Here is a 21862-nt window from a genome sequence, read left to right as displayed (position 1 = left end):
CCGGATCGTCCGGAACTGAGCACCGTGCGCATCCATCCAGTGTGTCGTGCATCACACCTAATCAAAATGATGCGCTGGAAAATCTTATGTTGACGAGTTCGCCTAGCTCAATCAACTATTGCTGTACCAAATGACGCGATCGAAGTGGCGCAGACACAATCGGACGCCGCGACGAAGGACGGGTGGTACGCAATGACCGAGACCGTAATCCGGGAGAGCGAACGACTTCCCTACGACCTCGACGACCGATATCGCTCGGGCTCCGGCACCGTGCTGCTCACCGGCGTCCAGGCCATCGCCCGGCTGTTCGTCGAACAGCAGGTACGGGCCATGCGGGACGGTCGCCGGGTGGCGATCTTCGTCTCCGGATATCAGGGCAGCCCCCTCGGTGGTCTCGACAAGATGCTCCACGGCATGCCGAAGGTCCTCGCCGAGCACGACATCACCTTCGTGCCCGGATTCAACGAGGAACTCGCCGCCACCGCGGTGTGGGGCAGCCAGGGACAGCTCGGCGCCGGCACACCGACTCACGACGGGGTCGTCGGCGTCTGGTACGGCAAGGGCCCCGGCCTCGACCGCGCCACCGACGCACTGCGTCACGCCAACATGTACGGCGTGAACCCGAACGGCGGCGTGCTGCTCATGGTGGGCGACGACCCCGCGTCGAAGTCGTCGACCGTGCCCGCCGTCAGCGAGCGATCCCTCGCCGCCCTCGGCATCCCAGTCCTGTTCCCGCGCAACGCCGCCGAGATCGTCACCCTGGGCCTGCACGGCGTCGCGCTGTCGCGTGCCTCGGGCTGCCTCGTCGCCCTCAAGATCGTCGCGGACGTCGCCGACGGCGCCTGGTCCGTCGACGGCTCTATCTCCGACCTGCCCATCACGGTCCCCGAGATCGAATGGGAAGGACGGCCGTTCGTCTACAAGCAGCGCCCCATGGCCGCGCCCGGCGACAGCGTCATCGCCGAGGCCGACCTCTACGGCCCGCGCTGGAAGATCGTCCAGGAATACGGTCGCCTCAACGGCCTCGACGTGATCGAGGTCGACCCGCCGCAGGCCCGCGTCGGCCTCGCCGCCACCGGCACCACCTTCGACGCCCTGCGCCAGGCCCTGCTCGACCTCGGTGTCGACGACGCCGCGCTGCACCGCGCCGGCATCCGCCTGCTGCGCATCGGCATGCCGTACCCCATCGGTCCCGAGATCGTCCGCGAATTCGCCCGCGGCCTCGACGAACTGATCGTGGTCGAGGACAAGACCGCCTTCGTCGAGACCCAGATCCGCGAGATCCTCTACGGCACCGCGAACGCCCCGCAGATCGTCGGCAAGAAGGACGCCGACGGCCGCCCGCTCGTGCCCGTCGACGGTGAGCTCACCGCCGGTCGCCTGCGCGGCCCGCTGCGTCGCGTGCTCCGCGGCCACGTCGAACTCGGCCCCGCACCGCTGCCGCAGTTGTCGCTCGAGGTGCTGTCGACCCAGCGCACCCCCTACTTCTGCAGCGGCTGCCCGCACAACCGATCCACCGCACTGCCGGAGGGTTCGATCGGCGGCGGCGGCATCGGCTGCCACACTCTCGTCACCCTGTCGGGCCGCAAGGACAGCGCCGTCACCGGCCTGACCCAGATGGGTGGCGAAGGTGCGCAGTGGATCGGCCAGGCGCCGTTCACCGACATCGGCCACATGTTCCAGAACCTCGGCGACGGAACTTATTTCCACTCCGGTCAGCTCGCCGTCCAGGCGTGCGTCGCCGCCGGCGTGAACATCACCTTCAAGCTGCTCTACAACGACGTCGTGGCGATGACCGGCGCGCAGGACGCCGAAGGCGCCCTGAAGATCCCGGCGCTGACCCACAAGCTCACCACCGAGGGTGTCCGCAAGATCATCGTCTGCTCCGACGAACCGAAGCGCCTCCGCAAGCGCACCCTTGCCCGCGGCACCGAGGTCTGGCACCGCGACCGGCTCGACGAGGCGCAGAAGCTGCTGCGCGAGATCGAGGGCGTCACCGTGCTCATCTACGACCAGCACTGCGCCGCCGACGCACGCCGTCAGCGCAAGCGTGGCACCCTGCCCGCCCGCACGACCCGCGTCGTCATCAACGAAGCGGTGTGCGAGGGCTGCGGCGACTGCGGCGTCAAGAGCAACTGCCTGTCGGTGCAGCCGGTCGACACCGAATTCGGTTCGAAGACCCGCATCGATCAGACCTCCTGCAACACCGACTACTCGTGTCTCGACGGCGACTGCCCGTCCTTCGTGACCGTCGAGACGTCGCCGGAGAAGCCCAAGCGCCGCAAGGCTCCGACCCCGCCGCGCATCCCGGACGCCGCCATCGACACCCCGAAGGGCACCCGCAACGTCTTCCTCGCGGGCATCGGCGGCACCGGCATCGTCACCGTCAACCAGGTGCTCGCCACGGCCGCGCTACGCGCCGGATTCGAGGTCGAGTCGCTCGACCAGATCGGCATGAGCCAGAAAGCCGGCCCGGTGGTCTCCCACCTGCGCTTCGCCGCCGACGGACTCGAGCCCGGCAACCGCGTCGGCCCGGGCGGTGCCACCGCTCTGCTCGCGCTCGACCTGCTCACCGCGACCGAGCCGAAGAACCTCGCCTACGCGAACCGTGAGGAGACCGTGGCAGTCGCGTCGACGAGCCGCGTCCCCACCGGCGACATGGTCTACGACCGCTCTGTCCGGCACCCCGACGAGCACGACCTGCTCGCCCGCCTCGACACCGCGACCCGCACGACCGTCTCGTTCGACGCCCTCGCCGCAGCCCAGGCGCTGTTCGGTGAGACCTCGGCCGCGAACTTCCTCGTCGTGGGCGCCGCCCACCAGCTCGGCGGACTCGAGATCCCCGCCGACGCCATCGAGGAGGCCATCGAGATCAACGGTGTGGCCGTCGCGACCAACATCGCCGCCTTCCGCTGGGGCCGGGTGGCCGTCGCGGATCCCGCGGCCTTCGCCGCCGCGACCGAACCGGCCCCCACGGAGCGCGCCGCCACCGTCGCACCGGAGCGTCTGTTCGCCGGCACCACCTTCACCGGCGAGGTCGAGCGGCTCGTGCGGATCCGCGCCGCGTCGCTGATCGACTTCCAGAGCGAAGCCCTCGCCGCCCGCTACATCGCGCAGGTGCAGGCAGCCTGGGAGGCGGAGCGCCGCGTCACGAACCGCACGGACTTCAGCGAGGCCGTCGCCCGCGGACTGTTCAAGTTCACCGCCTACAAGGACGAGTACGAGGTCGCCCGCATGCTCGTCGACCCGGCCTTCCTCGACGAGGTGCAGGGCCAGGTCCCCGGTGGGCGCAAGCTCACCTACCGCCTGCACCCGCCGGCGCTGCGCGCACTCGGCCGCGAGAAGAAGGTCGGCTTCGGACCGAAATCGCATGTCGCGCTGAAGGCTCTGGCCAAGGCGAAGCGTCTGCGCGGCACGAAGCTCGATCCCTTCGGCTACGCCCACGTCCGCCGCGTCGAGCGCGCTCTGCTCGCCCACTACACCGCCACGATCCAGCGGCTCGCCGCCGGCCTGGACGTCGACTCCTACGACCGCGCCGCCGAGATCGCGGCCCTGCCCGACATGGTGCGCGGCTACGAGGACGTCAAGCTCCGCTCCGTCGAGCAGTACCGGACCCGCCTCGCCGAGCTCGGCATCGACACCGACTTCTGACGCACGAACACCCTCTGCTGCAAAGGAACCCACCGATGACCACCTCTGCCCTCGACCTCCCCGAGTTCACCACGTCCGACGGCGTGTTCGGCCGCTCGGCCCGCCTGACCGACCGTCCGCACGAGCAGGTCGTCTTCCATCACGACGCGGCCACCGGCTTGCGCGCCATCGTCGCGATCCACTCCACCGCACTCGGACCCGCCCTCGGCGGCACCCGCTTCTACCCCTACGCGGACGAGATGTCGGCACTCGAGGACGTGCTGCGACTGTCGTGGGGCATGACCTACAAGGCCGCGGTGTCCGGTGTGAACCTCGGTGGCGGCAAGGCCGTCATCATCGGTGATCCGAAGATGGACAAGAACGACGAACTGCTCGCCGCCTACGGACGATTCGTCGAGTCACTCGGTGGTCGCTACATCACCGCCGCCGACGTGGGAACCCGCGCGGAGGACCTCGACGTGGTGGGTCGGCACACCGCCCACGCCGTGGGGCGCACCGTCGCCGCCGGCGGATCCGGTGACAGCTCGCCGCTGACCGCACTCGGTGTCTTCCAGGCCATGCGTGCCGGCGCTCGGACGGTCTGGGGCGAAACGACTCTCGCGGGTCGCTCGGTCGGTGTCGAGGGTCTCGGCAAGGTCGGCTACGAACTCGTGAAGCTGCTCGTCGCCGACGGTGCCGAGGTGATCGTCTCCGACGTGAACCCCGCCGCGGTCGCCCGCGTGGTCGACGAGTTCCCGGCGCAGGTCACCGACAACGTGGTCGCCTCGTCCGCCGACGTCTACGCCCCGTGCGCTCTCGGCGGCACGCTGACCTCGATCACCGCTGCCCACCTCGACGCACGTCTCGTGTGCGGTGCGGCCAACAACCAGCTCGCGCAGCCCGAGGTGGAGGGTCTGCTGGGCAAGCGCGGAATCGTCTGGGTACCCGACTATGTCGCGAACGCGGGCGGACTGATCCAGGTCGCCGGCGAGGTCGACGGATCCGCCGCCGACGTCGTCCGCACACGAGTGGAGTCGATCTTCGAGCGCACCGCCGAGATCTTCGACGTCTCCAGCACTCTCGGCGTCACGCCGGGCGCAGCGGCCAACCGGATCGCCGAGCGCCGCATCGATACTGCCTGATCCGCACAGGGGAACTGATCCGCACAGGGGAACTGATCCGCGCAGGGGAACTGATCCGCACAGGGGAACAAGGGGAGGCGCCGCGAGGTGCCTCCCCTTCTCGTGTCTTCAGGAGTTTCCGGCCGACGAGGAACGCCCGTGCCCCGCATTGCGGGTGATGTGCTCGACGAGTGGCTGCGTCCGGTACTCGATCGGCGTGGTGAGCGCGAGCGTCGTGGTGGTGTGCGCGACGCCCTCGATGGCGTGGAGCCGTTCGAGGACCAACAGGAGGTCCTCCTGGGACTGCGCCGCCATCCGGATCAGGAGATCCTCCCGGCCCGTTGTCGCGTGGACTTCCAATACCTCTGGGAATCGGCCTAATTGGGCGATCACATGCCCCATCTGTGCCTGGACGAGCTCGGCGCCGATGAACGCCTGCAGCGGCACACCCAGCTTCGGCAGGTCGACGACCGGTCGGTATCCGGTGACGGCACCGGACTCCTCGAGTTTTCTGATGCGCGACTGCACGGTGTTGCGGGCGATGCCGAGCTTCGCCGACAGGTCGACGATTCCTGCCCGGGGGTTGTGCGTGAGCTCTCCGAGGAGAGCTGCGTCGAGCCGGTCGAGACTGAACACGATGACACCCTTTCCGTTGTGATGCTCGTCACCACTCGAGCATAATGCTCAGCCGAACAGAAAGATATTGACACTTCACGAGCCAGTGCCATGATTGCTACATCAAATGCTCACGCAAACACTGCTTGCTGCAACGTAATGCGCGCGAAGTGAGCGACATGCCTACCCCTCGCCCGGACCGGGCGTGGCGGGCGCCGCAATCACCCCGAGGAGCACACAATGCCCGGAGTCGGCATCTGGCGGACCAAATCCGTCGAACAGTCGATCGCGGATACCGATGAACCCGGTTCGCGGCTACGACGAGAACTGACCGCCAAGGATCTGACCGTGTTCGGCGTCGCCGTCGTGGTCGGAGCCGGAATCTTCACCCTCACCGCCCGCACCGCCGGCAATCTCGCCGGACCGTCCATCTCGCTGGCGTTCGTCCTCGCCGCGATCGCGTGCGGTCTCGCCGCACTGTGTTACGCGGAGTTCGCCTCTGCGGTACCGGTCGCCGGCAGCGCCTACACCTTCTCCTACGCCACCTTCGGTGAGTTCGTCGCCTGGATCATCGGATGGGACCTGATCCTCGAGTTCGCCCTCGCCTCCGCGGTCGTCGCCAAGGGATGGTCGATGTATCTCGGGGGCATGTTCGGCGGGGACGCGTCGATCGACCTCGGACCGATCACGGTCGACTGGGGGTCGCTGCTCATCGTCGGCGCCATCACGATCATCCTCGCGATCGGCACCAAGGTCTCGTCGCGGGTCTCCGCCGTCGTCACCGCCATCAAGGTCGCGGTGGTCCTGCTCGTCATCGTCGTCGGCATCTTCTACATCGACAAGTCCAACTACTCGCCGTACGTCCCGCAGGCCGAAGAGGCGGAGAGCGCCGCATCCGGTCTGCATCAGTCGCTGTTCTCGGCGCTCACCGGCGCGGGCGGCAGCACCTACGGCTGGTACGGCCTCCTCGCCGCAGCGAGCCTGGTCTTCTTCGCCTTCATCGGCTTCGACGTCGTCGCCACCACCGCCGAGGAGACCAAGAACCCCCAGAAGGCCCTGCCCCGCGGCATCTTCGGTTCGCTGGCGATCGTCACCGTCCTCTACGTCGGCGTCACGCTCGTGCTCACCGGCATGGTGAAGTACACCGACCTGCGCACCGGCAGCGAGCTGGTCGGTGACGGCAGTGCCACGCTGGCCACGGCCTTCGAGGCACACGGCATCACCTGGGCGCAGATGGCCATCAACATCGGTGGCCTCGCCGGCCTCACCACCGTCGTGATGGTGATGATGCTCGGCCAGACCCGCGTGCTGTTCGCGATGTCCCGCGACGGACTCGTCACCCGCAAGCTCGCCGTCACGAACCACAAGGGTGTGCCCGTGCGCATCACCCTGATGGTCGGTGGTGTCGTGGCCGTCCTCGCCGCGGTGTTCCCGATGGGTGTGCTCGAGGAGATGGTCAACATCGGCACGCTGTTCGCCTTCGTCCTGGTCTGCGTCGGCGTGATGGTGCTCCGCCGTACCCGCCCCGACCTGCCCCGCGGATTCCGGGTGCCGCTCGTGCCGCTGGTCCCGATCCTCGCGGTCCTCGCCTGCGGCTGGCTCATGCTCAACCTCTCGGTCGAGACGTGGATCCGCTTCACCGTCTGGATGGTCCTGGGAGTGGCGATCTACTTCGTCTACGGCCGCCGCAAGTCGGTCCTCGGACAGCGCCTGAAGTTCGAAGCCGCGCAGCAGGAAGCCGCGAAGCACGAAGCGAAGGAACCGGAACCGGTATAGATCCGTCGCCTACGGGCCCGCCCGCGCCGATTCGGTGCGGGCGGGCCCGTGTGTTGCGGCGGTTGCGGGTACCCGACCGGGAGGAGACCGGACTCCGTCCGGTCGCGACGTCGGTAGAGGAGGAGAGTCATGGCCACCTGCGACACGTGCGGCAACGACTACGACAAGACCTTCACGCTCACGCGCGGGGACGTCTCGGGCACCTTCGACAGTTTCGAGTGCGCGGTCACCGCGATGGCACCACAGTGCGCCCACTGCCACTGCCGCATCCTCGGGCACGGGGTGGAGTCGGCGGATGCCGTCTACTGCTGCGCGCACTGTGCCCGTCAGGCCGGGCACACCGAGCTGACGGACCGTGCCTGACGGAAGGATGCGAAGCGCGCGAAAGCGGCAAAAAGGACTCTGCGAGTTGATCTTTCGGTGAACTCGAGAAAGATCTATGCACGCGAGTGAGCAGATTGCTCTATGCTGTGAACAGCGCCGCAGAGACGAAGGTCACAAGGGTTACCCGGCGTTTCGTCCGAACGCAGGACGAACCGGACATCGGGACCCGATTACCATTCGATCTGCCCCTGTCGTCGGGGAGGCCGACAGGGAAGGGCCCCCGCCAGCGATTCGAGGGGAGGAGCCGGCGGGGGCCTCGCGCTGTATCTCCTGTGTCGGGGAGGACTCTAGGGAGACACGGCCACCTACGCCGTGGCCGCTTTGGAGCTTAGGTGACGGCTGGGCACTCGTCCAGAGTCGATACTGAAACGAGACCTGGAAAATCTTCTCGGGGTCGAACCGGAACGCTCAGCCTGCTTTGCGGCGGATGGGGCCCGTTTCGACGTCGCTTCCCGCCGGAAAGACGGGGGTCGGCATGGCTCGGGACCCGTCGGGATGCCTGCGGTACGACGCCGGCCGCTGCGAACGCCGACGGCGCCGACGGTTCCGCGTCGTCCAGAAACCCCAGGCTGCGATGCACACGCCCACTCCCGAGAGCAGGTCGGCCTCGGTCAGTCCGTGGTTCGGCGTCACCGAGTGCAGCACACGACCCTCGAGAGGTCCGTTCATCAGCACCCAGAGCCCGGAGGCCACGAACGCGGCCGAGCTCGACAGCAGGTGGGGGCGCGAGAGGCACCACGTCGACGCGGCGAACAACGAACACATCGCGACGAGCGAGTAGAACACGGCGTTCTGCACGGTCGACTCCTCTCGCTCCTGCCGGATATCGATCAACTGTACTGGCGGAGGAGCCGGACCTACCGGGTCGCACGTGGTGACTCCGGCAACACGTGCATCAGGTCAACGGCAGGCGTCGCAGGGTGACCGTCGTCAGAGCAAGCACCTGATCGTCGGCTCCGGCGTCCACGAGACGCACGTCGACGACCGCGTGGTCCTTCGTCTCACGGACCACCGTGACGTGCGACCGCGCCGGCCCCACCTTCACCTGCGACAGATAGTGGGCCTGCATGTCGGTGGCCACGAAGCCCGGAAGAACGGTGTGCGCCGCCTGCTCGGCGAGCAGCGCCTGGGCGCCACCTTGGATGGTGCCGATCATGTTGGCCACGAATGGGGTGAGATCGAGTTCGAGTACGCCGGTGCGTGCGTCGAGGGTGCGCATCCCCAATCGGGAGTAGATCGATCCCTCGACATGCTCGCTCGGATATTCGCGGATGGTGCCCACCCATTCGCCGGGGTTGTAGTAATCCGAACCGGCCGCCGCGGTACGGGGAAGCCGCACGAAGGTGACGAGACCACGCCCCGCCGGTTGCAACGTGCCGTCGTCGAGGGCGGCGACGAGTTCCTCGAGGTCGGTGATGCCGCGCCCGTCGTAGATCTCCGCGGCGACGTGCACGGTCTTCTTGCCGACGCGCACCAGGTGTGTGTCGACGACGATCGGACCCTCGGTGAGCGGTTCCGCCGTGTGGATGGACAGGTCCTGGGTTGCCACCCAGTCCGGGCTGCACACGGCGAGTGGCGGGGTGGACGTGACGATGTCGACCACGGTGGTGAGCACCCCGAGTGCTGCGGCGCCGGCGTCGTTGCGCAGCTTGTCGTGCAGGTCGGCGCGCATGACCGCGCGTTCCTTGTTCAGTTGGAGCGACGTCAGGCCGAAGTCGGCGGTGAAGGTGTGCTGGCTCATCGTCACCGACGGCCGCTGGCTTGTGGAAATGCCATTCTCGCTCATGAGAGTGATATTGCCATTCTGTGGTCGACGACGGAAGGGTTACGTCGTTCGGAGGTTCACAACGCACAGGTGAGGTTCACAACCCTGATGGTCGACCATGGGCGTTGTGAGCCTCACTTCTCGGTTGTGAGCCTATTCGGGTCTCGGTGTCTCCGCGAACGAGTCGCGCTGCTGCACCATCCACACCGGAGCGATGAAGATGCCTTCCGCTTCCACGCAGATCCCCTCCGAGTCGGCGATGTGCCCCACGACGAACGCCTTACGTCCCTCGACGCGGTCGAGTTTCGCCTCCACACGCAGAGCGCCGAGGGGAGTGCGCTTGCGGTAGCGGATGGTGAGCGTGCCCGTCATCCCCGGATATCCCGAGATGCGCGCGGCGTCGCCGAGGATCTGGTCGAGCAGCAGTGCGGAGACCCCGCCGTGCACGTGTCCGGCCGGTCCTTCGTAGGCGGGACCGAGGTCGATGTCGGTCCACACGCGGCCGTCGTCCTCCTCGTGGATGTCGCCGATCGGCGCGATGGCGTTGCGCAGGCCTATTGCGGCGTTGCCCCAGTTGCGGAATCGGCCCGAGTCGTTGAACCGGGTGCCGTACGGGCCGTCCTCCCGGTCGCGTTCGAGGATCTCGCGCGCAGCTGCGAGATGTTCCCGCGCCCGCGCGACGTCGTCGGCATCCACACGCGTCTGCAGTGCGAGCTGGATCAGCTCGCGCACGTCCTCGGTGAGCGGACCGTAGGTGGCCCTCTGCTGATCGATTTCCTCGTCGGACAATCCGTCGTTGACGTAGAGCTCGAGGATGGAATCGGTCATCAGGGTTCTCCGGATCGTGAGCGTGGTGAAAGAAAGTAGTCGACCGCGCGCACTGTGGACGAGTCAAGTTCTGCTGCCGCTGTCCGGGATCGCCGCAAAATCCGTAAAACGGACCGTTCTGTACGAAAACGTGTGAACCGCGGCATAGACGGGAACCAATGAGTGAACCCCGTCGGCTCAACGAGGGGAGGGGCCGACGGGGTCCGTTCGTGCCGTGTCAAAGGGGAGGAGACACGGCACGCTTTGTTGCGAGGAGCAACAACGACTCCACGCTACCCACGATTCTTTCATCTGCCAACGTTGCCGACGGGTGATCGACGGGGTGAATTTGCCTATCTGCACCCATGGCGAGCGTGGTAATACAAGCGTACCGTTCGCTTCTGCGTGCGCGGGTATGCGCCGGACAGGAGTCGATGGTCGTGGCCGTAACCATCCACAAGGGCCGTGACAACATCACCAAACGGATGTTGCTGGGAAGGCCGCTGCGCAGCGACACCCTTGGCCACACCCTGTTGCCGAAACGCGTAGCCCTGCCGGTGTTCGCGTCCGACGCCCTGTCGTCCGTCGCCTATGCACCGGAGGAGATCTTCCTCGTGCTGTCGGTGGCGGGCCTGTCCGCCTACGCATTCTCCGGGTGGATCGGTCTCGCGGTCGCCGTCGTCCTCGTCGTAGTGGTCGCGAGCTACCGGCAGAACGTGCATGCCTATCCGTCGGGGGGCGGCGACTACGAGGTGGCGACGAAGAACCTCGGTGCGATCGCCGGCCTGACGGTGGGCAGCGCGCTGATCGTCGACTACGTGCTGACGGTCGCCGTGTCGATCTCGTCGGCCGCCCAGAACATCGGGTCGGCGATCCCCTTCGTCGAACACCACAAAGTGCTGTTCGCCATCACCGCGATCACACTCCTCACCGCGGTCAATCTGCGCGGACTCCGCGAAGCCGGAACAGCTTTCGCCATCCCCACCTACGCCTTCATGTTCTGCATCGGGGTGATGGTCGTCTGGGGCTTCGTGCGTCTCGTCGTGTCCGATGCCCCTCTGCGGGCCGAGTCGTCGCACTACGAACTCGCCGCTGAACAATCCCATCTGGCCGGACTGGCCTTCGCGTTCCTTCTCGCGCGCGCGTTCTCGTCGGGATGTGCGGCCCTGACAGGAGTAGAGGCCATCAGCAACGGGGTGCCGGCCTTCCGGAAACCGAAATCGCACAACGCCGCCACCACCCTGCTCATGCTGGGCGCCATCGCGATCACGCTGCTCATGGGCATCATCGTGCTCGCCGAGCGACTGGGCGTCGTCATCGCCGCAGACCCCGCGACGCAACTGCTCGGGGCACCGGAGGGATACCACCAGAAGACGCTGGTCGCACAGGTTGCCGAGACGGTCTTCGCCGGTTTCCCGCTCGGTTTCTACCTCGTCACCGCCGTGACCGCGTTGATCCTCGTCCTCGCCGCGAATACGGCATTCAACGGGTTCCCGGTTCTCGCGTCGGTACTCGCGCAGGACAAACACCTGCCGACCCAGCTGCGCACCCGGGGCGATCGGCTCGCGTTCAGCAACGGCATCGTCTTCCTGGCTCTCGGAGCGATCGTGCTGGTATGGGTGTTCGACGCCGAGGTCACCCATCTCATCCAGCTCTACATCGTCGGAGTGTTCGTCTCCTTCACGTTGAGCCAGACCGGAATGGTTCGTCACTGGACACGGCTGTTGGCCACCGAAACCGACTCGCGTCACCGCCGGAGAATGCAGCGTTCGCGCGTCGTCAACGGTGTGGGTCTGGCGATGACGGGGACCGTCCTGATCATCGTGCTCATCACGAAATTCCTCGCCGGCGCGTGGATCGCGATCCTCGCCATGGTGATCGTCTTCGTGACGATGCGGGCCGTCAACCACCACTACCGACGCGTGGCGGCCGAACTCGACGCCGGCAAATGGGACGGTCTGCTGCCCAGCCGCACGTATTCGATCGTGCTCGTGGCCAAGCTGCACCACCCGACACGTCGCGCGCTCGCGTACGCCTCGGCCACCCACCCCGACACCCTCGAAGCGATCACCGTCGACGTCGACGAGGAGGACACCCGCGCTCTCGTGCGCGAATGGGAAGCCAGCGACATCACGATTCCGTTGAAGGTGCTGGAGTCGCCGTACCGGGAGATCACGCGACCGGTACTCGACTACGTCAGGCGGGTGCGTGGCAACTCGCCGCGCGACGTGGTCACCGTCTTCATCCCCGAATACGTCGTGGGGCACTGGTGGGAGAATCTGCTCCACAATCAGAGCGCGCTGCGGCTCAAGAGTCGTCTGCTGTTCCAACCCGGGGTGATGGTGACGAGTGTGCCGTGGCGCTTGCACTCTTCGGATTCGAGTTAGGCGAGCGCGGAGTCCGGTTCCCGATCAGGTTCGCGATGTCTGCACCGGCCCGCAGCAACGCTTCGGACTGCACTGCGATGGCGTGCAGGCGCTCGTGGAGTGCGTCCCGAGCAGTATCGATGTCGTTGTCGGTTCCGATCGCTGCCATCGCCGCCCGGACCGCCGGGATGCGGTAGCCACCCGCGCGTAGTGCGGCAACGATCCGCGCATCCCGCGCCGCGGCGGGTGAGTACCTCCGCGCAGCGTTACGGTCGATCCGTTCGGGCGCGACCAATCCCTCCTTCTCCCAGAACCTCAGGGTGGACGATCGCACTCCGATGGCGTTCGCCAGCTCGGTGATGCTCAGGGCGTCGCCGGGTAGCGGAGGCGCGTCGTGGGCGGCCTCGTCGACGATGGTGTCGAGTGCGCGGAGCGCGGTGAGACTCTCGGCGCGTGCCCGCGCGAGCCCACTGTGGAGTTCGACGACACGAGCGAGTGCCTCGTCGTAGGGGAGTACCTGCACCTCGTGCATGACGCTGCGCGCCTCGACGGGGCCCACCGCGACAACCAGTGCGCGGTACGCATGCAGAGCCGTGACGTGTTCGGGGCCGAAGCTGCGATAGCCGTTGGGCATTCGTACGGCGGGAGGAACCACTCCGAGACGTTCGAGATCGCGCACCTGCTGCACGGAGTATCCGGCGGCTGCAGCCAGACGCCCCGTCGTCATCGTGTGCTCTACAGCCGAACCCTCCATAAGCACTTCAAGGTGACACTCGAAGTATGACCATGGAACAGATCCTTGCGGAGATCAGAAGTTTCGACGGTGTCCTCGAGCTCGCACCACAGGAGGGGAGTGGGCATCCCGAGGTCGCGTGGGGCGACCATTTCTTCTACTACGCCCCGGACGGCGAGATCCCACACAACCGGCAGCCCTACGCGACGATCGTGACGAAGAACTATCCGAACGATGGGGATTCACGCCTCGACGAGCCGGGCCGATGGCGCATGAACGTGCATGCGGGGTCGCAGCTGTTCACCGAGTTGCTCGGCTACCCGCCCCGGTCCGTCGACCCGACGATCGACTTCGCCGAGGCCGACGTCTTCATGCCGCACCCGCTCTACGGCGCACTGGGATGGGTCGCGGTCGTCGAACCCGGCGAGCGGACCACGCCGCGTCTGTTCGAAGTGCTGCGCGACGCCCACCTGGCCGATCGGCGTCGCGTCGAACGCAGGAACGCGCTGCGCGACACGGAGTGATCGTGCGAAAAAGCTTCTGCTGTCACCCATCCCGATCCGGATTGCTCTCGAAGAACGACGTCACGGTGTCGACGGTGAAGCGGTGACGCAGACGGCATGCCGAGTTCTGGTTCGCGAACAGGCCCGGGATGCGGAAGGCATCCTCGCGCGCGACGGTGTGCGCCCACTGCACCGGCACGATCCACTCGCGGTGGTCCTCGTGCGGGTTCGTGCCCTCGCTCTCGTGGGTGTACGGCGCCTTCAGGTCGAGGCTGCGGAACGGCACCGGGCGGCCGTCGACGACGAGCGTCGCCTCGTCGGCCGGAGCCGCAGGACCGGACACGACGCCGATGCCCACGTATCCGCTCTTCGGGATGTAGACGAAGACGCGGCCACCGACCGGCAACTCCTGCACGGAATCCGAATACCAACGGCCGCCGCCCGCGGCGAGGAAACCGTAGCGGCGGCCGTCGTCCCAATTCCGTGACGGGCTGCGCTCACCGAAGTTCACGTACCAATCCCGGCCGTTCCATTCGGACTCGGGACGATTCGACCCGGACGATTCCGCCACGCACACTCCTTCGTCGGGAACACCTCGTTCCACGGTAGGCGCGCGGCACCGTCGGTGTGATCAGTGCCAGTTGCTCTTCCTTCCGAGGGTCTCGACGGGAGTCGCGCCGGGCCGGGTCCACTGCGGCACCGGGCGGCTCGTCTCATCCCAGGTCGCGTTGCCGTCGGCATCGGCGCGCCAGAACCAGCACGGATCGTCTCCCTCCGGCCATCCCTCGGGTTTGTCCTCCCACCTCTCGCCGCGCCCGTAGGGGGTCATGTCGAGCAGGCCGGCAGAGCTGTTGGCCCGTTCGGTGCCGCGACCCGTCGTGGAGTAGGTGAGGAAGGTCCGGTCGCCGTCGCGGAGATAGGAGGTGAGGTAGCCCATCGCTCCGCCCACGGGTTCGTCGGCGTCGCGCACCGAGTACCAGGGCTGGGTGTAGCCCATGAACTCGACGAACGCTGACACCTCCTCCCAGGGGCCGGTGGTGACGAATGCGAGCGACACGCCGCGAGCATTGAGGTAGACGGCGTCGCGGACATGCCAGGCCGTGGTGGTGCAGCCCTCGCACTGGCCTTGCGGGGGTGCACCGTCGTACCACATGTGCTTGTAGACGACGAGTTCGTTGCGGCCCTGGAAGAGGTCGAGGAAGCGGACCGGGCCATCGGGCCCGACCACCTCGACCGTTCCGTCGAACTCCACCATCGGGAGTCGTCGGCGAGCCGCGGCGATGGCGTCGCCTTCCCTGGTGTGGGCTTTCTCGCGAACGAGGAGTTCGTCGCGCGCGGCCTGCCAGGTCGCGAGGTCGACCACGGGTGGACGGCCGGAATGCGGTTCGGGCATGGTGACCTCCGGAAGGCCGGAACCGCGACGCGCGCGGGAGCGGATCGGACGGGTTACACGCGGCTCGGTTGGAGCACGTCGCGGAGCACGGCGGCGAAAGCTCCGGGATCGCCGGACATACCCTCTGCGGCCCCCATGAAGCCACCGTGATCGCCGGGGAACAGCGTCGGAGTTGTGCCGAGCCGGTCGGCGAGCGCTGCCGAGGCGCGGCCGCACAGCTGGCGTACCGACTCGCGACCACCTGCGACGACGATGCGCGTGGACGCGTTCGCGAGAGCGTCGAGATCGGGGTGGTAGCCCGTGCACGACATCCAGTTCTGACCCAGCAGCACGTCGTCGCGGGTCCCGTCGTCCTCGCTGGGCAGTCCGAAGTCGGACGGGCTCGGAGCGGGCCGGCCGAGATAGTCGGAGTTCAGCTCACCTTCGTAGCTGACCAGGGCGATGAACTTCGCCATGGCCGGTCCGAGACCGCTGCGCTGATAGGTGTCGCGAATGTCGTCGCGCACCGCTTCGGCCCCGATGCGATCGGGCAACAGTTCCATGATCGGCGGTTCGTGCGCGACCAGCGTGCGCACCTGCTCGGGATGGCGCGAGACGAGTTCGAGGGCGTTGACTGCGCCGCCGCTGCTGGCGAAGACGTCGACGGGACCGAGATCGAGTTCGACGAGGATCCGGTGCAGGTCGTCGGCGTGCAGAGCGGGAGTGGACTGCATCGACGTGTCGGTGCGCGTACCGCGGCCCGTGCCGCGCGGGTCGTAGGTGATCACCGTCCGGTCGTCGAGGTAGGAGGCGAGGCTCGTGAAGCCGCTCGCGTCCATCGGGGATCCGGCGAGCAGCAGCGGGGTGGCGTCGCCGGGGACGGTGCGGACGTCGTAGACGAGAGTCGCGCCGGGGACGTCGATCGAGTGGGTGACGAATTCGGGCATGTCGGCTCCTTCTGGGGTCGGTGACCATACCGACTCGCGCCACCCGGAAAACTCATCGCACATACGACCGCGTCCGCACCCATCACGGATGCGGACGCGGTGTGCGCTGGCTCAGTGGGCGATGCCCGGTTTCGCAGGCAGTCCGCCGAGGAGCGCAAGAGATCCGAAGTGCATATGTGTTCCTCCTGTCGTTCGGTTATCCGGACTGCGTCCGCACCGGGACGCTGACCGAGGAGTACCCGCCGCCTCGGTGCGAAACACTGCCGCGGACCGAAAATTCACTTCGTTATGTTTTCGTGCCCTCGGGGAGTTTTCGCGCGGTCGGACCCGGCCGGGTCTGCGACTCGCTCGGCCGCAGCGGACCGTGGCCGTGGGCGCATTGCACGACCGCTTCGACCGGAGCGCCACAGTCGCGGTGTTCGATGAGCAGTGACGGGCCGTCGGGATCTGCACAGTATTTGTCCCCCCACTGGAGCAGGGCGACGAGGATCGGATAGAGATCGCGACCCTTGTCGGTGAGCCGGTACTCGTTGCGCGTGCGGCGGCCTTCCTCGCGGTAGGGGACGGTGTCGAGGATCCCGGCCTCGACGAGGGTGCGCAGTCGGGCGGACAGCACGGGGTCGGAGATGCCGGTGTGCCGGCGCATCTGCTCGAAACGTCGCACGCCGTTGAACACTTCGCGGAGAACGATCATCGTCCATTTCTCGCCGATGACGTCCATCGTGCGCTGGACCGAGCAGTTGTCGGTGCTGTAGTCGAGCCACTGCATGCCCACAGGGTAGCTGACTTAATCCTTGACAGTCAGCCTAGGCACTGGCTAACTGTGGATATCGAAGTCAGCGTGAACGAGGAGTTGTCATGACCGGAACTACCGAGGCCCGTCCGACCATCGAGGACTACAGCCAGAAGCCGCCGAGCCGATTCGTCGAGGCGAGCGGCTTCGTCGTCGAGGAAGCCACCGGAACGAAGGTCGCCGGATACGTCGACCTGGGCCCCGACCATCACACCCCGTGGGGAGTCGTGCACGGTGGGCTCTATGCGACCATCGTCGAAACTGCCGGCGGCATCGGCGCAAGCGCCGCGGTACTCGAGCGCGGCCAGTTCGCTGTCGGCGTCAACAACTCGACCGACTTCCTGCGTTCGACGACGGGATGCCGCGCGTCGGTCACGGCAGAACCGTTGCAGCAGGGGAGGACTCAGCAACTGTGGCTGGTGATCATCACCGACACTACGACCGGCAAGGTCCTCGCTCGCGGTCAGCTGCGACTGCAGAACGTTCCGTTGCCGGAGTAGTTGTTTGCGCGCATCGGTGTCGGGAATCCGTATCCATGGCAAGCATGGAACCGTTTCTCCCGATCAAGCACACCGGCTCCGACGAGATCGACGCGGCCGATCCCGGTCAGGGCGCACCGGCTACAGATCCCGGACCCGTCCCGGGTGAGGACGTCGACCCCGAGATGGCGCAGCGCGAGAAGGACGAACTCGAGAAGAGGATGTCCGAGAAGCGTAGTGAGGACACGGTTTTCCGGACGCCGGAAGTGAATCCGTCCGAATAGACCGAACCGCGCCCGCACGCAGGGGGTGGTGCGGGCGCGGAGTCGATCGTCCGGCCGTCAGAGAACGATGCCGAGGGCAACGAGCAGTCCACCGAGGGTCAGTGCGAGAGATCCGAGCAGCATAGGAATACCTCCATGTTGTTGTGGATGGGCACGCCCGCGAACGGACGCGGGAAGTGAAAGATCTGCAAGATCAATTCACTTCCGCCCCATACTTCGCGAAGGCCCCAAAGCCTGTTACCTGCCGTCACGAGTTGTTATGGTTCCGTGATAAATCTGTCCGATTAGACTGAAACACCCTTTTATCATGGGTGTTTCAGGACTTGGGGTTCACGGCGTTTTGGGACTTTCCACGTTCGATCACTGCCGCCCGCCTCTCGGCGACCCGCGACGGCGAGAACTCCCGCATCCACTCTTCCGAGGTCTGCTGCTCCACCCGTAGGGCCGGTTCGACGACGTGCTCCTCGGCCCGGCGGTACGACGCGAGCAACGCCCGCATACCGGATTGGTCGTTGCCGGCGATCGTCCGCGCGACCTCCACGGCCGTGCCGAGCAGTTCGTCATGCGCGACGACCTGCGTCACCAGACCCGCACGCAGCGCCTCCTCGGCACCCACGAAGTTGCCGGACAGGCTCATGCGACGCGCGAAGCCCGGACCCACCGCCGCGGGAAGGCGCTGGGTGAGTCCCCAACCCGGCAGGACGCCGACTCGCGCGTGGGTGTCGGCGAAGCGGGCGCGCTCGGACGCGATGAGGAAGTCGCACGCGAGTGCCATTTCGAGACCACCGGTGATGGCGGCGCCGTTCACCGCGCCGATGATCGGCTTGGAGATGGGCTTCCACGGATGACCGACGGGGAGGTCGGCGCCGGACACCAGCGACAGGTTGCCTCCCCCTTCCCCGAGTTCCTGCAGGTCGAGTCCGGCGCAAAAGGCCGGGTCGGTGCCGGTAAGGACCACGACGTTCGTCTCGTCGTCCGCCTCCGCTGCAGCGATCTCGGTGCGCAGGGCATCGATGAGCGCCGAGCTCAGCGCATTCCGCGCCTCCGAGCGGTTGAAGGTGAGAATGCGGACGGAATCGCGCTGCTCGACGAGCAGGATTTCTTCGGAAGTCATGGCCCGACAGTATCCGTAACTTCGGTGGATCCGACCTCGCTCAGCGGGGCTGAATCCACTGAACTTGTGCCTGCGTACGTTCCCCGATCCAGGAGCGCATCGAGTCGACGCTCTCCTGCAGCGCCTCGGCAGTGAGGCCGTCGGAGGGCGGCACCGACGCCGCCACCGCGTCGAGCACCTCGAGTGCCAGACCGTTGCCGTAGATCTGCTCGGACAGCTCCTGATACACCCGGTGGTAGATCTCTGTGAAGGCGTCGGAGTCGAGGAAACGGGTCTTCAAGGTATTACCGCCGCCTGGTCCGCGACTCTCACCTCCAGGCATTCCAGGTGGCATGGCCTGAGGCATCCCCTCCGGTAGCGCGGCGTCCGCCATGCCCTGCGGGCGACCGCCCGGTCCCATGCCGCCCATCATGGAGATGGAGTCGTCCGGGCCGGCGGAAGTATCACCCTGCATGGCCATGTTCAGATCCCACGAGACCACCGAGAGCTTCTTCGTGTCGAGGTCGTACCAGAGGTAGTAGTTCTGACCGGGTCCGGCCATGTCGTCGAAGTTGACGAGCAGGTTCTGTGTGGCGACGTACCGGGCGAAGGACTCGACGTCGACCCAGTCGGCGAGGTGCGCGTCGAACTCTGCGTCGTCGGCCGAGTCCATCCACTTCAGGAAGCTGATGATGGGTTGCAGCGTCCCGGAGTCGGCGGCATTGATCTCCTCGAACTGGTCGGCGTAGTCCGACTGGTCGTCGCCGACGTACTCGAACCGCGACGACGCATCGGCCTTGTAGAGATAGCCGGGGGAGTCGAACAGCGAGTTGGCGTACTGCTCATCGGGATGCTCGAGCACCAGTCGCGTCGCGGTGGCGCTGTCGTTGACCGAGTACACCGTGTACGCGTACCGCTGGGTCGGTTGATCGGTCTCGGCGGTGAGCGACAACGCCATCGCCTCATTGATCACCGGCGAGCCGGGCCGCACCGACAGTTCTGTCATGCCCTGATACGCGCGACCGTCGACGTACTCGTCGAAACGGATCAGCAAGGGCAACGAGGTCGGATCCTCCGGATCCACCTGAACCGTGCCCTCCATCCCGGGCGGGCCTTGCGCCTGATCGAAACCCTCGCCCTGCAGGCCGCGCAGCGTCGAGTTGCCCTTCAGGCGCACACCCACGTCGTCGATGCGGGTGCCGTCGATGACCACATCGGCGACCACCCACTCCTTGTCGCCGTCCTTCTCGTATGCGGAGATCATGTCGTCGTACTCGGCGTCGCCGATCTCGAGCGACAACTCGTGTGTGGCGGAGGTGTCGAACAGATCGACTGTGCCGGCGACGTTCTCGGTGATCTCCGAGGAGATGATCGTCGGGTCGCCTGTGATGTAGGGCCGCACGCGTGTCGCTCCGAATGCCGTGGCCACGATCGCGACGAACGCGATGAACGCCACTGGCAGTTTCCAGTGCCGCCGCAGCGAGGTCGGTATCCGGTGCCGCAGACGGCGCCGCGGGGTGGGTGCCGTCATCACAGGTCGGTCTGGTCGTATCCGGTCAGGACGCTCACCCGCTGGCCGGCATTGACGGCGCTCAGTGCCGCGATCAGGTCGTTCGAGCTCGTGCCCTTCTTCAGCTGCGCCGTGTAGTACAGCTCCACCAGAGCGCCGGCGCGGACGGATTCGGTGGACACCAACTCGTATTCACTGCAGTGCTTGATGAGAATGTCCTCGACGGTGCTGGTGTAGGCCGGCTCCGGCGGCACCTGCACCTTGACCACCTGACGCTGCACGTCGAGCGTGAACCAGTTGAACTTGTTCATGATCAGCAGTACGAGGCAGATCGCGACGGTCGCTGCGATGGCGAGCACGTAGAAGCGGGTACCGGTGGTCATGCCGATGGCCATCACCAGGAAGATGAACCCGACATCGCGAGTTTCTTTGATGGCGTTGCGGAATCGCACCACCGAGAGCGCGCCGACGAGAGCGAACGCCCGGGCGATGTTCGATCCGACCACCAGCATGATGAGCGCGATGACCATGCCGACCAGCACCAGCGTCTGTACGTAGGACTGGCTGTAGGAGACGTTCTTGTGCGTGTAGCGGTAGACCCACGCAATGACGCTCGACAGCACGAACGACAACGCCAGCGACACCACGATGTCGAAGGTCGTGAACGTGCCACTGAGATCTTGGAAATCGAAGTTCATATCCGTCCTTGTTTCGGAGAAGGGAAGGTCAGCGAGCCGGGATCGGTTCGGTGGACAGAAGATCGGTGGGTACCCGCGCGTCGGAGCCGTCCGGCGACACCAGTTCCGGTGCACCGAAACGGGACCTGGGTGCGAGCCCGAACGCTTCGACCGACTGGCAGTACTTCGACACCCGGATCACCGACATGTCCAGCCGGGCCGTCAAATCAGTCGCCCAGTAGGGCACCCGCTCGTTGGCCTTGAGCTCTACGACGGCCAGCTTCGGCGGGATGATGAAGCGGTTCTCTGCGCCGGACGCGAAGTGGAAGTCGCGGTCGCGGCCGTGCACCTTGTGGTCGATCGTCACGCGCAGGCCGAGGTCGGCGTCGCGTCCGACGAACGCCTCGCGCAGATAGCCGGTGGTCACGATCGGTCGCAGATCCAGATTCCCCACGAGACCGGAGACCTCGTCGACGAACGGCCGCTGCGAGTCGTCGCACTCGATGTCCTCGCGTCCGTTCAGCCATCGCAGGGCGACGCCGTACGGGAGGGCAGTGCGACGCTTCTGGGTCACCCGGTTGACGCGCTGCTTGATCTCGACCTGCACGGGAGAGTCGTCGGTGCATGCGGCCGGATCGCCGTACAGCCGCATGCGTACCTTGCGGCGGAACTTCAAGCCTTCGATCTTCTCCCAGTAGAACCGCAGATCCGGGGTGTCGTAGTACAGCGACGTCACCGGATAGCCCCCGTGTGGGGAGTACGGATCGGTGTCCATCCGGGCGGCGAGCTCGCGCCGTAGTTCGGGCACCTTCATCTCGTCGACGAAATACTTGATCTCGTACCGGTTGAACGCGTGCAGTCTGCTCGCGGTCTGTTGATAGCCGTTGTTCACCCCCACAGCACACACTCGTGATCTCGAGGTTCCGTGGAGTTCTCCTGGCAACTTCCTGACAATCGGAAAGCTCACAGGAACCTGCCAGGAAATCTCGAGCGCGGTGCCAGCCCTA

General features: G+C 66.4%; 21 protein-coding genes. 8 read left to right on the top strand and 13 right to left on the bottom strand.

Annotated elements, in window-relative coordinates; all coding sequences use genetic code 11:
• The first annotated feature begins 192 nt into the window (after nt 1–192).
• Together RBB84_RS15965 and RBB84_RS15960 are read left to right on the top strand one after the other, a co-directional pair.
• Complete coding sequence (locus RBB84_RS15965; RefSeq protein ID WP_350246273.1) at nt 193–3651, top strand: indolepyruvate ferredoxin oxidoreductase family protein; 3459 nt, start codon at nt 193–195, stop codon at nt 3649–3651.
• 35 nt (nt 3652–3686) lie between these two features.
• Complete coding sequence (locus RBB84_RS15960; RefSeq protein WP_064256186.1) at nt 3687–4772, top strand: Glu/Leu/Phe/Val dehydrogenase dimerization domain-containing protein; 1086 nt, start codon at nt 3687–3689, stop codon at nt 4770–4772.
• Nucleotides 4773–4880: 108 nt separating this feature from the next.
• Here RBB84_RS15960 and RBB84_RS15955 read toward each other — a convergent pair whose 3' ends face one another.
• Nucleotides 4881–5387 (bottom strand): Lrp/AsnC family transcriptional regulator, encoded by a 507-nt coding sequence (locus tag RBB84_RS15955; protein WP_006553105.1) that lies wholly within the window; start codon nt 5385–5387, stop codon nt 4881–4883.
• Nucleotides 5388–5606: 219 nt separating this feature from the next.
• Between RBB84_RS15955 and RBB84_RS15950 the strand changes: the two genes are divergently transcribed.
• Both RBB84_RS15950 and RBB84_RS15945 read left to right on the top strand, forming a co-directional pair.
• Complete coding sequence (locus RBB84_RS15950; protein WP_064256187.1) at nt 5607–7142, top strand: amino acid permease; 1536 nt, start codon at nt 5607–5609, stop codon at nt 7140–7142.
• 129 nt (nt 7143–7271) lie between these two features.
• Nucleotides 7272–7505, top strand: a complete 234-nt coding sequence (locus RBB84_RS15945) for a hypothetical protein (RefSeq protein WP_064256188.1) — start codon at nt 7272–7274, stop codon at nt 7503–7505.
• Nucleotides 7506–7934: 429 nt separating this feature from the next.
• Here the strand turns inward: RBB84_RS15945 and RBB84_RS15940 are convergent, their stop codons facing one another.
• The 3 genes from RBB84_RS15940 to RBB84_RS15930 form a co-directional block, all read right to left on the bottom strand.
• A complete protein-coding gene (locus RBB84_RS15940) occupies nt 7935–8324 on the bottom strand; it encodes a hypothetical protein (protein WP_064256189.1) in 390 nt (129 codons plus the stop codon).
• A 97-nt stretch (nt 8325–8421) separates the two neighbouring features.
• Complete coding sequence (locus RBB84_RS15935; RefSeq protein WP_231912003.1) at nt 8422–9312, bottom strand: acyl-CoA thioesterase domain-containing protein; 891 nt, start codon at nt 9310–9312, stop codon at nt 8422–8424.
• A 132-nt stretch (nt 9313–9444) separates the two neighbouring features.
• The gene (locus RBB84_RS15930; RefSeq protein ID WP_064256191.1) at nt 9445–10119 is read right to left on the bottom strand and encodes a PaaI family thioesterase; all 675 of its coding nucleotides are present in this window, start codon (nt 10117–10119) and stop codon (nt 9445–9447) included.
• A gap of 413 nt (nt 10120–10532) precedes the next feature.
• On the opposite strand from RBB84_RS15930, the gene RBB84_RS15925 reads away from it, so the two are divergent.
• Nucleotides 10533–12485 carry an APC family permease gene (locus tag RBB84_RS15925; RefSeq protein WP_064256192.1) on the top strand — a complete coding sequence of 651 codons (1953 nt, stop codon included), beginning with the start codon at nt 10533–10535 and terminating at the stop codon, nt 12483–12485.
• On the opposite strand, the gene RBB84_RS15920 is transcribed toward RBB84_RS15925, so the two are convergent.
• Nucleotides 12406–13191: a MerR family transcriptional regulator gene (locus RBB84_RS15920; protein WP_064256214.1), complete on the bottom strand. Its 786-nt coding sequence runs from the start codon at nt 13189–13191 to the stop codon at nt 12406–12408. The two genes, RBB84_RS15925 and RBB84_RS15920, sit on opposite strands and share 80 nt — an antisense overlap.
• A 53-nt stretch (nt 13192–13244) precedes the next feature.
• Between RBB84_RS15920 and RBB84_RS15915 the strand changes: the two genes are divergently transcribed.
• Nucleotides 13245–13721, top strand: coding sequence for a DUF6194 family protein (locus tag RBB84_RS15915; RefSeq protein ID WP_064256193.1), 477 nt, complete (start codon nt 13245–13247; stop codon nt 13719–13721).
• Between the two features lie 22 nt (nt 13722–13743).
• Here RBB84_RS15915 and RBB84_RS15910 read toward each other — a convergent pair whose 3' ends face one another.
• From RBB84_RS15910 to RBB84_RS15895, 4 genes are all read right to left on the bottom strand, one after another.
• Nucleotides 13744–14271: a hypothetical protein gene (locus tag RBB84_RS15910; RefSeq protein WP_231912004.1), complete on the bottom strand. Its 528-nt coding sequence runs from the start codon at nt 14269–14271 to the stop codon at nt 13744–13746.
• A 60-nt stretch (nt 14272–14331) separates the two neighbouring features.
• Complete coding sequence (locus RBB84_RS15905; protein WP_064256195.1) at nt 14332–15093, bottom strand: DUF899 family protein; 762 nt, start codon at nt 15091–15093, stop codon at nt 14332–14334.
• A gap of 53 nt (nt 15094–15146) precedes the next feature.
• On the bottom strand, nt 15147–16019 hold the full coding sequence (locus RBB84_RS15900) for an alpha/beta hydrolase (RefSeq protein ID WP_064256196.1): 873 nt from the start codon (nt 16017–16019) through the stop codon (nt 15147–15149).
• Between the two features lie 286 nt (nt 16020–16305).
• Nucleotides 16306–16788 (bottom strand): helix-turn-helix domain-containing protein, encoded by a 483-nt coding sequence (locus tag RBB84_RS15895; RefSeq protein ID WP_024101971.1) that lies wholly within the window; start codon nt 16786–16788, stop codon nt 16306–16308.
• 89 nt (nt 16789–16877) lie between these two features.
• Between RBB84_RS15895 and RBB84_RS15890 the strand changes: the two genes are divergently transcribed.
• Together RBB84_RS15890 and RBB84_RS15885 are read left to right on the top strand one after the other, a co-directional pair.
• Nucleotides 16878–17312: a PaaI family thioesterase gene (locus RBB84_RS15890; RefSeq protein WP_350246269.1), complete on the top strand. Its 435-nt coding sequence runs from the start codon at nt 16878–16880 to the stop codon at nt 17310–17312.
• Nucleotides 17313–17356: 44 nt separating this feature from the next.
• Complete coding sequence (locus RBB84_RS15885; protein WP_138844501.1) at nt 17357–17575, top strand: hypothetical protein; 219 nt, start codon at nt 17357–17359, stop codon at nt 17573–17575.
• 316 nt (nt 17576–17891) lie between these two features.
• On the opposite strand, the gene RBB84_RS15880 is transcribed toward RBB84_RS15885, so the two are convergent.
• The 4 genes from RBB84_RS15880 to RBB84_RS15865 are packed head-to-tail and all read right to left on the bottom strand — an operon-like array spanning nt 17892 to nt 21747.
• Nucleotides 17892–18689, bottom strand: a complete 798-nt coding sequence (locus RBB84_RS15880) for an enoyl-CoA hydratase (protein ID WP_064256198.1) — start codon at nt 18687–18689, stop codon at nt 17892–17894.
• 40 nt (nt 18690–18729) lie between these two features.
• On the bottom strand, nt 18730–20199 hold the full coding sequence (locus RBB84_RS15875) for a CotH kinase family protein (RefSeq protein WP_064256199.1): 1470 nt from the start codon (nt 20197–20199) through the stop codon (nt 18730–18732).
• On the bottom strand, nt 20199–20876 hold the full coding sequence (locus tag RBB84_RS15870) for a DUF4956 domain-containing protein (protein ID WP_006553093.1): 678 nt from the start codon (nt 20874–20876) through the stop codon (nt 20199–20201). Before RBB84_RS15870 ends, RBB84_RS15875 begins: the two co-directional genes overlap by 1 nt.
• A 28-nt stretch (nt 20877–20904) precedes the next feature.
• Nucleotides 20905–21747 (bottom strand): polyphosphate polymerase domain-containing protein, encoded by an 843-nt coding sequence (locus tag RBB84_RS15865; protein WP_019290963.1) that lies wholly within the window; start codon nt 21745–21747, stop codon nt 20905–20907.
• Nucleotides 21748–21862 lie beyond the last annotated feature (115 nt).

Source organism: Rhodococcus sp. D-6 (assembly GCF_040256695.1).
In the GTDB taxonomy this organism is placed as follows: Bacteria; Actinomycetota; Actinomycetes; order Mycobacteriales; family Mycobacteriaceae; genus Rhodococcus; species Rhodococcus pyridinivorans.
Note: the sequence above shows the minus strand (reverse complement) of the source record. Positions and strands in the feature narration are given on the sequence as shown.